Source organism: Nitrospira moscoviensis, assembly GCF_001273775.1.
GTDB lineage: Bacteria > Nitrospirota > Nitrospiria > Nitrospirales > Nitrospiraceae > Nitrospira_D > Nitrospira_D moscoviensis.
This window is the reverse complement of record NZ_CP011801.1, coordinates 1,976,728-1,989,813: the sequence shown is the minus strand read 5'-3', so window position 1 is coordinate 1,989,813 and position 13,086 is coordinate 1,976,728. Positions and strand designations below refer to the sequence as shown.

15 protein-coding genes are annotated in these 13,086 nt (G+C 62.8%); 11 read left to right on the top strand and 4 right to left on the bottom strand.

Annotated features, from left to right (window positions below; translation table 11 throughout):
• Positions 1 to 302: 302 nt before the first annotated feature.
• From NITMOv2_RS09820 to NITMOv2_RS09770, 11 genes are all read left to right on the top strand, one after another.
• A complete protein-coding gene (locus NITMOv2_RS09820) occupies positions 303 to 1,334 on the top strand; it encodes a methyl-accepting chemotaxis protein (protein WP_053379698.1) in 1,032 nt (343 codons plus the stop codon).
• 127 nt (positions 1,335 to 1,461) lie between these two features.
• Positions 1,462 to 1,800 (top strand): STAS domain-containing protein, encoded by a 339-nt coding sequence (locus NITMOv2_RS09815; protein ID WP_053379697.1) that lies wholly within the window; start codon positions 1,462 to 1,464, stop codon positions 1,798 to 1,800.
• A 135-nt stretch (positions 1,801 to 1,935) separates the two neighbouring features.
• Positions 1,936 to 2,286: an STAS domain-containing protein gene (locus NITMOv2_RS09810; protein WP_053379696.1), complete on the top strand. Its 351-nt coding sequence runs from the start codon at positions 1,936 to 1,938 to the stop codon at positions 2,284 to 2,286.
• On the top strand, positions 2,283 to 3,485 hold the full coding sequence (locus NITMOv2_RS09805; RefSeq protein ID WP_053379695.1) for a PP2C family protein-serine/threonine phosphatase: 1,203 nt from the start codon (positions 2,283 to 2,285) through the stop codon (positions 3,483 to 3,485). Before NITMOv2_RS09810 ends, NITMOv2_RS09805 begins: the two co-directional genes overlap by 4 nt.
• Positions 3,486 to 3,534: 49 nt before the next feature.
• A complete protein-coding gene (locus tag NITMOv2_RS09800) occupies positions 3,535 to 3,891 on the top strand; it encodes an Hpt domain-containing protein (RefSeq protein ID WP_053379694.1) in 357 nt (118 codons plus the stop codon).
• Positions 3,888 to 4,787: a response regulator gene (locus tag NITMOv2_RS09795; protein WP_053379693.1), complete on the top strand. Its 900-nt coding sequence runs from the start codon at positions 3,888 to 3,890 to the stop codon at positions 4,785 to 4,787. Before NITMOv2_RS09800 ends, NITMOv2_RS09795 begins: the two co-directional genes overlap by 4 nt.
• Positions 4,788 to 4,943: 156 nt before the next feature.
• Complete coding sequence (locus NITMOv2_RS09790) at positions 4,944 to 5,180, top strand: hypothetical protein (RefSeq protein ID WP_053379692.1); 237 nt, start codon at positions 4,944 to 4,946, stop codon at positions 5,178 to 5,180.
• A 345-nt stretch (positions 5,181 to 5,525) separates the two neighbouring features.
• Positions 5,526 to 5,909, top strand: coding sequence for a CBS domain-containing protein (locus NITMOv2_RS09785; RefSeq protein WP_053379691.1), 384 nt, complete (start codon positions 5,526 to 5,528; stop codon positions 5,907 to 5,909).
• Between the two features lie 83 nt (positions 5,910 to 5,992).
• The gene (locus tag NITMOv2_RS09780) at positions 5,993 to 6,238 is read left to right on the top strand and encodes a hypothetical protein (protein WP_145976262.1); all 246 of its coding nucleotides are present in this window, start codon (positions 5,993 to 5,995) and stop codon (positions 6,236 to 6,238) included.
• 129 nt (positions 6,239 to 6,367) lie between these two features.
• A complete protein-coding gene (locus tag NITMOv2_RS09775) occupies positions 6,368 to 7,480 on the top strand; it encodes a PstS family phosphate ABC transporter substrate-binding protein (RefSeq protein WP_187299420.1) in 1,113 nt (370 codons plus the stop codon).
• Positions 7,481 to 7,621: 141 nt separating this feature from the next.
• Positions 7,622 to 8,308, top strand: a complete 687-nt coding sequence (locus NITMOv2_RS09770; RefSeq protein ID WP_145976261.1) for a hypothetical protein — start codon at positions 7,622 to 7,624, stop codon at positions 8,306 to 8,308.
• A 16-nt stretch (positions 8,309 to 8,324) separates the two neighbouring features.
• On the opposite strand, the gene NITMOv2_RS09765 is transcribed toward NITMOv2_RS09770, so the two are convergent.
• The 4 genes from NITMOv2_RS09765 to pilM form a co-directional block, all read right to left on the bottom strand.
• Entirely contained in the window at positions 8,325 to 9,596 is a 1,272-nt protein-coding gene (locus NITMOv2_RS09765; protein WP_053379687.1) for a porin, read from the bottom strand.
• 409 nt (positions 9,597 to 10,005) lie between these two features.
• Positions 10,006 to 10,950 carry a type II secretion system minor pseudopilin GspK gene (gene gspK / locus NITMOv2_RS09760; RefSeq protein ID WP_053379686.1) on the bottom strand — a complete coding sequence of 315 codons (945 nt, stop codon included), beginning with the start codon at positions 10,948 to 10,950 and terminating at the stop codon, positions 10,006 to 10,008.
• A complete protein-coding gene (gene gspM / locus NITMOv2_RS09755; protein ID WP_053379685.1) occupies positions 10,937 to 11,485 on the bottom strand; it encodes a type II secretion system protein GspM in 549 nt (182 codons plus the stop codon). The genes gspK and gspM overlap by 14 nt, the downstream gene beginning before the upstream one ends.
• Positions 11,482 to 13,062, bottom strand: coding sequence for a pilus assembly protein PilM (pilM, locus tag NITMOv2_RS09750; RefSeq protein WP_053379684.1), 1,581 nt, complete (start codon positions 13,060 to 13,062; stop codon positions 11,482 to 11,484). The genes gspM and pilM overlap by 4 nt, the downstream gene beginning before the upstream one ends.
• Positions 13,063 to 13,086 lie beyond the last annotated feature (24 nt).

Genomic DNA, 13,086 nt, shown 5'->3' with positions numbered 1-13,086 from the left:
TGGCCTCTCCACTCATTCGCGACCGTTGAACAAATAGAACCGTCCGAACGAGTCGGCTGAAACGGCCTATTTACCTAGTTGATTGTCTCAGGTTCAGACGGCTCTAAAACAGGCGATCCCCCTCTAAAGATTCGACTTACCTTGCCGATAAGACAACCATCGTATTCTCACGTGAGGCCGAGGAGTTGAAGCATGCTGCAGCTGTCCGTCGTCTCCCCGTCGAGGGATTGCATGATTTTCGACGTGATGCATGTGAAGCGGCTCCTCCTTGAACACCTGGAGGCCGGGAGGAACGCCGCGTGATGCCGGATGCCGTGCTGTATGGCCTGGGCGGAGCGTTGCTCGGCTGGCTGGGCGCCTTTTTCCGGCACCGCCGTGCGGTGCGCCGGCTCGTGGCCGCTCATGCGGCCTCGTCCACCAAGGATGACGCCGGCACGCTCCATGGCCAACGGCTGCGCGCGATCGTGGACACGCTGCATCCGCTGTTGCCCGTCCTTCGCGATCAGGTGCGCGCCGTCATCAAGCAGACCGAAGAAGCGATGGTTGACTTGGGCAACCGGTTCCAAGCCATTGCCGCACGGGCCCACCAACAGTCTACGGAGTCGATCCGGCTGCACCAGGAGGACGGCTCCAACGAAGAAGATGTGCTGAGTAAAGTCAAGCAAATGCTGGACATCTTCGTCGCCGATGTCGTCGCCAGTGCGCAGATCGCCATGAACGTCGCCGCCGTGATAGACGACGTGGAAAACAGCACCAAAGCGATCGTCGGCAGCCTGGGGGAGATCGAGTTTATCGCGGATCAAACGAGGCTGCTCGCCCTGAACGCGGCGATCGAGGCGGCGCGGGCGGGAGAGCACGGTCGCGGCTTCTCCGTGGTGGCGGATGAAGTTACGAAACTCGCGAATCGTTCCGGGCAAGCTGCCAGTACCATCAGAGCGCTCGCCAAGGACGTCCAGCGCAACAGCCAACACGCGAAGACGAAGGTTCACGACATGGCCTCCGTCGACCTCACCAAGACACTCAACACCAAAGCGAGCCTCGATCAACTGACCAAGCGGTTATCGGACCGCAACATTACACTCGGCAGCATAGTGGCGAAAACTAGTGAACGACATGAGGAATTGGCCCACGACATCGCTTCGGTGGCGACGGCCCTTCGGTTCCCGGATACCCCGCGAAGCACATTAGATCGGATCATAGAGGCATTGACGGTGCTGCATCGCGATCTACCAGCCACTGAACACGGCGATCCGCCGCAATCGCTCAACGGCACGAGGCACCCTTCGAAGCGTCTTGAATCGCCCTCTGCAGCGTCTTGCAGGCAATCGAGCTGACATTGCCGATCCGGACTCCCCTTTTCGGCGTCAAGAATCGAAGATACGGGCCGATATAGTATGAGCGGCGAAAGAATCCGCGCCTCAATTACAGAAGCCACTAGGTCGGAGGAGGAAGGAGGGTTCGATGCGGATCGCACAACGGACGAATCGGGACGCCGTGATCTTCGAAATCACCGATGAGTTTACCTACAGCACCCGCAAAGAGTTCACGGCGGCGGTCGAAAAGGTGAAGCAGGCCGGCTGCCGGCATCTGATCCTCAATCTCCGGCTGGTCACCTTCATCGACAGCGCCGGCATCGGCCTCATCGCCCTCACGGCGCAGCAATTCCAGATCGAGCACCGCACGCTGAGTCTCGTGGGCGCGCAAGGCACGGTGAAGCAAACCCTGGAGCTGGCCAATATCCCGAAGATGGTGCCCCTGTATCCCACGGATGAGGCTGCTGTGGCCAGGCGCGCGGCCTAGGAGGCCGCCCTTCGACAAGCCTGTCCCGAGCTAGTCGAAGAACTCAGGGCGAACGTCTTCTTTCGTGATGAGCCCTGAACGGTTCCGCCGCCCGCGAAGAGACAGGGAGCTGTGTTATTCACAAAGGAGAACGCTATGGCGATGCAAATCAAAGAGCGTCCGGTGCCCAACGGGGTCGTCCTCGACATGAACGGCGACCTGACCTACACCAATCGCGAGCAATTCAAGACGGCCGTGGAAGCCCTGCGCCAGAAAGGCTGCCGGCATCTCCTCCTCAACATGGCCGAGGTCCGGTTCGTCGACAGTTCCGGTCTGGGGCTGCTGGCGCTGGTGGCGCAGAATTTCAAGCTCACTCAAGGCCGGATCAGCATGCTGCGGCCGCAGAGCTACGTGCGCGAGATCCTGAGCCTCGCCAACATCCCGAAGCTCATTCAGATCTACGAGAACGAAGACGACGCGCTGGCCGGACGCGCACAAGCCGCATGACGCTCGCCATGAATCCCCCGCCGGCTGATGCTTCGGCGCCCCCTCAAACGGTGCTCGTTGTGGATGACGAGCCGGTCGCGCGCGTCAGCCTCGCCGCCCGGCTGAAACGCCTGGGCTACCGCGTGATTGAAGCGGGCGACGGGAAGAGCGGCCTGGACCTTCTGCGGCGGGAGCGGCCGGACCTCACGATTCTCGACTGGATGATGCCCGAACTGGACGGCCCGACCCTCTGCGAACAGGTCCGCCGCGATCCGGAATTACGATCCAGCCAGATCTTATTGATGACCGGCCACGACCAGCCGGAGCAGATCGCCGAAGGGCTCACGCGCGGCGCGGACGACTTTCTCAGCAAGGCCGCGAGCAAGCAGGAAATCACGGCGCGCGTCCAGGCCGGCATGCGCGCCGCCACGCTGGTGCGCTCGCTCGAACGGGCCCGCGACGAAATCCGCCGCAAGCAGGAAGTGTGGGAGCGCGAGCTCGCGTCCGCCGCGCGCTATGTCGAATCCCTGTTGCCGGCCGCGGGCGCCGTCCTTCCCGGCGTGCAGCTGGTGCATGCCTATCGGCCGTCGCTGGCGCTGGGCGGGGACCTGTTCAATGTCGTGCCCTGGGGCCTGCAGCTGTTCGGCCTCTACATGCTCGATGCGTCCGGCCACGGGGTTTCGCCCGCGCTGCGGTCGGCGTCGGTCTCGACGTTTCTGCGCGGCGACAGCCTGTTGCATCAAGTCGGCTCGGACGATCCCGGCGCGATTCTGACCGAGGCGAACCGGCAATTCCCCATCACCGAGGACGGCGACTATTTTACGATCCTCTTCGTCCGCGTGGATCTGCGCGCGCACAGTTTGTCATACGCCGCCGCCGGGCACGGCGGGGGGCTGCTCCATCATCGGAACGGAGACCTCACGTGGTTGAAAGAGCCGGGTTTGCCGCTGGGGTTCGGCCCGGACACCGCCTACCGCTCGGTCCATCTCCCGGTGCGGCCCGGCGATCGCCTCTTTCTGTTCAGCGACGGTCTGTATGAAGTGCCGAACCCAGGCGGCGAGCTGTGGGGACCGGCGCGGCTGGAAGAGACGATTCGCGCCTTACGGCAGGAGCCGCTGGCCGACGTCGTCCCCCGTGTCATCGATCAGGCAGTCCGATGGCAGGGACACGCTCATTTTCCGGACGACGTGGCATTGATGGGGGTGGCGATCAATGCGTGACCCTTCGAGCCGCTTTGACAGGTGGGCAACCGGCCTTGCACGGTGAGGCATGACTCGATCGGCGGTCTTTCATCTCGACGACGCCTTGTCCCGGGTGGACCATGATCTGGAGGTCTTCCGCACCATGGTCGAATTGTTCGTCGAGCAAGGCCCGCAGGACTTGGCGCAGGTGCAGGCCGCGCTGGCTTCGGGCGACGGCGCAGCGCTGGCCTGCGCCGCCCACCGCTTAAAAGGCGCGCTCTTGCAGTTTTGCGCCCCCGCCGCTCTCGACACGACGAAAGAACTGGAGGCACTGGGCAAGAGCGGCCATATCGCGGCGGCGCGCGCCGTGTATGCCCGGCTGGAGGCGGAATTGCCTCAGCTGCTGGCCGCGCTGCGCGGGTTCCTCGCAGGAGAGGCGGCATGACGAGCGTGCGCCCCTCCTGCACGGTGCTGGTCGTGGATCCCTGCGCCGACACGCAGGCCCGAATCCATGAGCACTTGCATGGGCGCGGCTGCTCGATCATCACCGCGGCCGACCCAGAGGCGGCCCTCGCAATGATCGATCTCACGGCGCCCGATATCGTGATCGTCGACTTGTTCCTCCCCGCAGGACGCGGGATAGATCTGGCGGCGGCGCTGCGCGCCCGCCATCGCGTCTGCCCGCTCATTCTCATGGCGGAGCAACCGTCCGAGCGCACGATCCTGCAAGCGCTGCGTGCGGGGGCGGTGGATGTGCTGCACAAGCCGGTCGGCGTGGAGGAGCTGGCGCACGCGCTCCAGCGGGCCAGGCGACACGTGCCGGCGACCCTCGCCGAAACGCCCGGCGTGCAGTGGTGCGAGTATACCCTCACCGCCGGATCCAACCCGGCCCACATTCCGGGCATCGTGTCCTGGTTGATCAACACCACCGCCGCGACGTTGCCGGAGATCCAACGGCTCCATCTGCGGGGCACCCTGTCGGAGCTGCTGTTCAACGCGATGGAGCACGGCAATCTGGAGGTGTTTTATCAGGAGAAGCAGCAGGCGCTCGCCGAGCAGCGCTATGACGAGCTGCTCTCGCAGCGGCTGTCCCAACCGCACTTGAAGGATCGCCTGGTCACGATTCACGTGCGCTTCGACCGCGCCAAAAAACTGCTGGAGTATCACATCGCCGACGAGGGCAAGGGATTCAAGTGGCGGAGCATCCTGAACCGGTCGCAAGACGGCTGCCGGCCTCAGGACATCAACGGACGCGGTATTTTCCTCGCCCAGTCGTTCTTCCCCGGTCTCTCGTACAACGACCGCGGCAACGAAGTGCGGTTTGCAGTGCAGCTAGACTGAAAGATGTTATTTGGTTTATTTGGTTTGTCTTGTTTGTCTGGTTGAACCAAACAAACGAAACAAACCAGAGAAACCAAACAAACCGGACTTCACTCCTTGACTCTTCCCTCGCCTCCGTCTATCTTCTCGCACCACATCACCCGGGAGAACGGCTCTATGAACCTCATCCTCTCCGCCGTCGTCGCCCTCATGCTCGACTTGCTTACTGCGTGCGCCTCCACCGACTGGGTTCATCCCACCAAGCCGTCTTCCGAATTCACCACCGACTACAACCGCTGCCAGACGCTCGTGCTGCGCGACCCCAAGCTCCAGCAGGGCAGCCAGCTCATGATTCTCAACGCGACCGAACGGTGCGTACAGCGCGAAGGCTGGCGGCTGGTCGAAAAAGACTGAGCCTAGCGGCACCTTGCCGTAGGGGGCAGCCCCACATTCGATCGCCCTCACCGCCGACCTTCGCTCCTCGTCAGAATCCTCTCGATTAACTCAGAATTAACGGTCCGTTTATACGGCCGGAATACGGCCGGGATAGAGTGGGCCCATGACGTTCGCCGACTGGCTCAGCGTCGGTCTCCTGGGATCCGCACTCGGCGTGCCCCTCCTGTACGCCGTGAGAACCTTGCTCGGCCTGCGTCACAAGACCGTCTATCCGCTCTTACGGGCTCGCAGCGCGGACGGTCGATCGCAACCGTATATTCGATTCGCCCAAACTGCACCGCCACACGCACAGGGGAGGTCCATATGGTGACCGTCGGCCAGATCATGACCCGACACATCGTCCAGCTTGACGCGGGCACGTCCGCCATCGACGCGGCCAAGCTCATGAAGGCGCACAAGATCGGCAGCGTGCTGGTGAAACGGGACGACGACATCGTCGGCATCGTGACGGAGCCCGATATCGTCCGTAAAGTGGTGGGAACCGACCGTGTCCCGTACTTCATTCCAGTCGAAGACATCATGAGCAGTCCGGTGGTGGGAATCGACGAACAGCGGCCGATCACCGAAGCGGCGGACCTGATGGAGCAACACGGCACGAGACACCTCGCGGTGTTTCGGCGCGGCAGGATCGTCGGCATTCTTTCCGTGCGGGATCTGCTCCACCCTGTCTCGATCGACGAGTTTTAGCCAGGAGGGCGCCATGAAGCGCTATGTTCTTCGATCATCGCCGACGGCGGTTCACCCATCAAGCCGGGGCTGAAGGAGGGCTTATGCCGAATGTCTGTGAAGCCAAACCCCTGTCCTTACACCACGCGGCCGAGGCGCTGGAGCAGGAGATCGTTATGCGCCTCGACGAGCACACCGTTCTGAACTTGGATGTCCTCGTGTCGCTCATGCCCCGCTACAGCTGGAATCAAATTTTTCACGCGGTCGACCGGCTGGCCCGCAGCGGCCGTATCGTCTTGCGCCGGCATCGCTTCGATTACACGCTGTTCTCCCGCCACTACGCCGCTTAGCGACTCTGTGCCGGTTACGGCGCATCAATAAAAAGTTAACAATTCTGTAACAAGGCCGTCACCCGGCTGCAATGTCTCACGTCTAGTCTCTTTGTCCAGACGCTGTTCCCTATCTCAGAGGAGGAGTTTGTGGAGATAAATTTACCGATCCTGCGCACTCATTGGACCGTGATCCTTGCGTTGTCCGTCGCCTGTATAACCACGGCCGTCACCGGGCGGGCGGAGACTGTGCCGCCTGGGGACTCCAGGCCGGTCGTGGCGCAGGCAATCGAATCCTACGAAGCTCAGCCGAATGTGAGCGGCTCTGTGACGATCGCAGGGTCGGAAACGATGAAATCGATGATGACGAAACTCGCGGCCGAGTTCATGCGGCTGCATCCGTCGGTCAGCTTCACGGTAGAAGGCACCGGTTCCAGCGCCGCGATCCGTGAGTTCGCCATGGGGATCTCACTCCAGCGACGAGGGGATAAGGCCAGGGAAGGGCACGGAGGCGGGGCGGCGGCGCAATTGCTGGCGGCATCCCGGGAGCTGACCGATGCCGAAACGGCGGCCTTTCGCTCCCACCATGGATTCGCGCCCATCGGCATCCCGGTCGCCATGGGGGCCGTGACGCTCTTCGTCCATGCCGACAATCCGATTGAAGGCCTGACCCTGGCGCAACTGGATGCGATGTTCGGAACGAGTCGCAAGCGCGGCGCCCAGGCTGATATCACAACATGGGGACAGGTTATGAAGCGATCCGGCTGGGAGAATCAAGCCATCCATCTCTACGGTCGGAACAAAGAATCCGGCACCAGGGAGTTTTTCGTCCGCGCAGTCCTCCAAGGCGGCGAATTGAAAAATGAGATTCGTGAGCAGGCGGGGACGGCTTCGGAAATTCTTGCCATCGCACGAGACCCGCTCGGGATCGGGTACGCGGGTACCGGCGTTCAGACGTCCTTAGCCCGGATGGTGCCGATCGCCGAATCGGAAGGGGCTCCGTTCGTGCTTCCGACGCAGGACAGCGTGACCTCCGGCGCGTATCCGCTGAGCCGGCCGCTGTACCTGTATGTGGCCGCGGGCCAGAAGCAGCCGATCGATCCCGCGATACTAAGCTTCTTGCGCTTCGTGAACAGCCGTGAAGGGCAGGAAATTGCGGCCAGGAGCGGTTTCTTCCCGTTGACGGAGGCCATGGTGGCCAAGAATCGCGATCTCTTGGTCGGCGTCTCACTCACGGCGCGGGTCAAGAACGACCGTCGGTAAGAGCGGCAGACAGGTCAGCAAGCGCGTCCGGCCGATGGCCGGACGCGCTTTTGCTTTTCCAACGCGAAGGTTATCATTGCCGTCCCTGACCGTTCGCGCGGTCGATTGTTCGACCGCATCCTGTCACGAGGAGGCCTGATCGTGCCACATGACGTAATGCTGCGGATACGCTTCGCCGTCGTGCCTCTTCTGCTCTCCCTGCTGGCCGGCTGCGCCAGCGCTCCAGCACCACGGACCGTGCACCAAGACTCGCGCACCGTCGTGCAGCTGAGGATCGACCAGAGAGCGAAATCGGGTCATAGCCATCCGGCCGGCCTCACTCGGGACCAGATGGTCGCGATTCTCTCCGGCGTCCGGGTACGGAGCGATCGCGAGGCGATTCATCGGCTCTTTTCCGGCGAGGCGGAGGAGCGTCCGGCGTTCACATCCGAGGAGGTTTGGGCCTTGGCCGCTCCGATTGCCAAGGCGCTTGCCCAAGCGAAGCCGGACGAACTCGTGACGTTCTACCGTCGGGTGTCCGACCAGACGGTAGGCCTGGCCTTCACGACGGGCGGGATCTTTGTACGTGGCGATGAGGTGTATGTCATCCTAGCCAATTCTCGCCAGATCCCGGCCGACGCGATGGCACTCGGCATTCCGGCCTACGAGATGGATCCCGTGGACGATCCGCTCCTTCCGTTGAGACGGGCCGGCTACACCGTCGGCTTCGTCCCGAAAGAAGCGGAGGTCCACGGGGTTCCCGGAACATGGACGTGGGAATATTCGGACCCAGGCAAGGTCGTCGTGATCAACACGGCCTTGCTCCCGCGCCCTTCACGAAGCCGATAAGCTTCCCAGCCTTCAATCAGTTCCAGAACCATTGCGCTTGGAAGCGGAAGAGGTTGCCGGTGAATTCCGCCTGAGGAACCGTACTGGTCAACGGCACGCCGGGTCGAATGAGAGAGGAGTGCAGCCCCTCCTTGTATTCCCATTCGGCGACGAAGCGCCAATGGGTGTCCGGTTCCCACACGAGTCCCAAATTGATTGTCGTAGACCGCCCGTTGACGCCGTTGATGGTCTTAATCCCTCCGTAGTACTCGCCGTATCTCACATACGTTGTGAGTAGCCCTATAGGGAGAGTACGCCAGGTGTAATAGGGCTGAACATAGCCACCGTAAAGAGCCGATTCCCTGATAAAGCCCTGGGAATCCCGCTCGGGTCCCCGTCCCACCGTGTATTCCGCCAACAGTCCCCAGGAGGGCTGGGGCGGGGTCCAGAGATACCAGGTCAACCGCTCGTCAAGCACTTGACATCCGGTCGTCCCACCATCCTGCACGTGGAGCGCGACGGGACAGCGGGACCGCGTGCCTGGATCGACCACAAACTGTCCTCGATAGGCAAACAGGCCGGTTTCGAGAAGCCGCCCGTCCGGCAGCTCGAACGGGTGCGCTAAACGAAGTGACACGTGCTTGTCGTAATTCAACTCGGGCCTGTTTCTCGTCTGGCCGTTGTAAACCATGATTCCGAAATCGCCATAGTCGCCGGGGCCGTTGTGATAGGTGGCCAACTGCGCGTATCGAAGCTGCGAGATCTTGGGGGACCAGTAGTAGGCAACGCCGAGGTCCCGCTCTCCGGGGGCGCCGCTCTGGATCGATTCATGGCGATCAAGCTCCAGCCGGTTGCTGCTGGATCGCAACGTGTCGAAAGAATTCAGGACACGCTGTTGCCCGAAGCGAATGCGATGTTCCTTGTCCTTGGTAATAAAGAAATCGGCAAAGGCGTCGACGACTTCGAGATTCGACAGCGCCTGTTGGGTCCCTTCATAGGCCGGCTGGAAGTAGAAGGCGAGGCGATCGGAGATTTGTCCCATAAACACCATCCGAATACGCCGGATGTAGAAGGTATTCGGATCAGTGGTCGCCAGACGATCGCTGAGCGGAATGTCCATCATCGGATTATCGAGGAGCGCATACCGGGTTTGGATATACCCCATGACGCGGATGCGCTCGTACCACCGAGGGCTGCTCAAGATGCCGATCTCGGCGCCCGCCAGCTCGGCTCTCTTTTCCTCTTCGGCCTTGATCCTGATCCAGTCGTCCGTCGTGATGACGCCCCGTTCGAGGAGGATGTCTTCCAACGGGCTGGGCTGGGCCTGTTGAATCTGAGAGGGCGGTCCGATAGCGACGGGAGGCGGCCCGCCGGGGGGGGCCTGCCGGAGGCATGGGCAAGCCGGTGACAGGCGCTCTGGCTCCTTCTTGCGCCCACGCCGTTGCCGATGCCACCACAAAAGCCATCCCAAATAAACACCACAACGCGACGCAACTCGCACTCGCACTTGTCCGTCTCTTCATTGCCACCACTTGTGCCTCCCTTTTACACCCTCGCCCGTCCGATTATCATCTCGGCGTCCGGCTGTGCCGGCTATCCGAAACGTTCTCGGTAGGGAAATCTAGAGAGACGATGTATCGATAGGGTGACGGAGCTGTTACGGGACTGTTAACTTTTTACGATGGTCAGATTTCGTGGCTTGACCGAAGAACGGCCGGCTAAGACAGGCGGAGATAGAGGACGCTGCTTTCGCCCCGATTCCGATCGCGCCGCAGCACCGCCACGGCCGATTTGGTGGTTTCATTCACTGTAATCATCAGCCGGGCCAGGAAGTAATCGGATCTGATCTCGTAGTCGCTCCGCATCGCCTGTCCGATCTGCTGAAAACTGCCGACCCGGTCGAGATCGACTTTGGTCTTGTACGGCCGGCCCTGCACGATTTCCATCGCCATGGTCTGGGTGATCCGCGGGTCCAACGACTGGATGACGAGCGGATCGGCGGTATTGAGGTTCACCGGAATCTGGCCGGCGTCGGGATACACGGTCACGTAGCGCGACAGTTTGTCGATGATCTCCGGCGTGAAGCCCTTGACCAGCCGCAGATCGCCCAACGTCTCCAAAGGCACGTTCGCGGCCCGGTAGGGCGGTTTTTGCGACTGGTAGTACAGGCTTTCCGCGCCGGCCGGTTCGGGCCGATCGTCTTGATCCACCCAATCCACCATCGCATCGACCAGGTCGGGGCCCAACTGCAGCAGCTCGAACAGCCGTTTCATCCGCTGAATTTTTTTCAGTTTGTCCGCGTCGTTGCCGGCCGTCGCGGCAAAGTCGTTGATGTTCAGCTTGCCCTGTTCGTCTTCGATCTGCGCGCTCAGCAGGCCGTCGCCGATGGCGTAATTCTTGATGGGCAAGGCCCAAATGTCGGTCGGGCCGTCGTACGCCACGCCGAGTTGCCGGTCGCGAAAGAAGTCCTGCTGCAGCACCGCCCGCGCCGCCTGCACCGCCGCACGCGTCAGCATGCGGGCCTTGAAGGTATCGCGGAACGCCGCCGCCTCGCGGTATTCGCGCCGGGCTTCGGCGTCGAATTCCAGGATGAGCGCGACGAGCAGCGCCAGGACCAGCAGGGCCATGAGCAGGGCGACGCCCCGTTCGTCAGCCTTTGGCATAGCTCAACACCCGGAGCGTGGCGTCCAAGTTGGCGGGGTTGTCGTATTTCGGGCGGATTTGCAGATGGCGGACGTGCAGATCGTACGGAGCCTGGTTGATCGCCACGAGCAGCGCGAGCAAGTCCGGCAGCGCCACGCCTTCGAGCCGCAGATCGACCGCGTTCTCCTGGTAGCCCTGCGCCAGGGTCTGGGCCTGCGGCTGCATGCCCGTGATCCGCTCGCGCACGCGCGCGCTCGTCGCCGCCTCCTCCATGAAGGTGAGGAGGGAAAACTGGCTGTCCTGCGGCGGCATGCGGCTTTCCACTTTTTCGAGCCGCGCCCGTTTCTTGGCATATTCCTGGCCCAGCGCCGCCAGCTCCACCATGTCCTTCTGTTTTCTGGTGGCCTGCCGCTCCAGACGATCGAACGTCGCCAGCAGGGGATCCACGAGGAGGAGGAACAGGAGGCTGAGCCCGACCACGAGGCCGCCGACGAGCAGAATTCCCCGCTCCCGGGACGAGAGATGGCGCCAGCGCTCGCGCAGGGCGTGGGTCATGGCTTCACCGTCACCGTCATGCGAAAGACCACCTGATTCGGCGCCGCGCCGACGCGCGTTTCGGTGACCGCGACGTCCTGGAACGGGGACGCAGACGCGAACGTCTGTTTGATTTTTTCCACCGCGTCGAAGGAGCTGGTTTCGCCCTCGATCAAGATGATGGTGCCGTCGAGGGTCAGCTCGCGCACTTTCACCGCTAGGCCGGGCGGCAGGTGCTTTACGAAGGTCGCGAGCGTGGCGAGCGCGCTGCCCTGCGAGCTGTCCACCTGCGCGAGCGCCTTGTTCACCGTCTCCAGACGGACGCGCGCCTGGTCCAGCTCGTCGCCCGGCGCGGCGCTCGAGCCGAACACCTGCTCGTACTGCTGCTGCAGCGCGCGCTTGAGCTGCGTCACGCGCCGATCGTTCAGCGTCCAATGCACGGACACGTCGACCAGGGCCAGGACGCCGATGACCAGCGCCGCACCGATGGCAAGCCGGCGATCGGCCTTCGATACGGCGCCCTTCGGCGCGGCGGCGTCGGTGACGCTCTTCAGATCCAGCGCCAGGCCGTCGGGGGAGGGTTTGAAGCGCCAGCGCGGGCGCACGATCTTCGGGTGGATCGCCAGCCCGAACGCGACTGAAAAGGCCCGGGGGCTGTTTCCTCCGAATCCCTGGCGCGGCCCGACGGGATAGAGGCCCAAGTGGCGCGCGACGTAGGTCCCGATTTCCCGCAATTTCGAACCGCCTCCGGACACCCAGCAGTGCGTGAGGCGCCCACGCTCGGCTCCCTCATACGCATGCAGCGTCACGCGCAGCTCTTTGAGCAGCGGCTCGAGCCAGGCTTCCACCTGTTGGACCGCCATGGTGCGCTTGCGCCGCTCGGCTTCGGCGAAACTGCAGGCTTGCCGGACGGCGAGGGCGTGCGTCAGATGGTTGCCGCCCCACAGAATCGTCCGCAGCACCACCGGACGGCCCTCGCGGACGAGACAGAGCGTGGTCTTCGAGGCCCCCACGTCGATGATGGCGAGATCGTGCGGCACCTGCGCGCCCTCTTCCCGCAAATATTGCGTGACCGAAAACAGGGCCATGGCATCGACGTTGATCGCGCTCGGCTCGACATCCGCCTGCGCGAGAAACCGCAGATGCTCGGCGACCTTGTCCTTCGGCGCGGCCGTCACCAATACGTCCGAATTCTTGCTTTGGCGGGAGGCGCCCTCTCCGGTCTGTCCCGGCGGCAAGACGAGGCTGCCGATCGCCAAGTCCTCCAGCGGCATCGGCACCAGGTTCTCGACCTCGAACGGCACGACCTGCGCCAGCTTGGCGGCATCCTTGAAAGGGAACGAGAGCGTCCGGACGAAGAGATCCTGGCAGGGAATCGCGGTCACCAACCGGTCGGTGGCGTAGAGCCCGTGCTGCCAGAGAAAGCCGCGGAGCGATCGGACGCGCCGGGCGGGCTCCAGATCTTCCGGCCTGGCGAAGGGCATGGGATGCTGGAAGTAATCGATCGTCTCCCGCCCGCTCAAACGCCGACGGAAGCGGACGGCCTTCAAGCCCGTCTGCCCCACGTCCAACCCGACACATTCAGTGACAATGGCCATAGATGGTGAATGATGCGCTTGGGA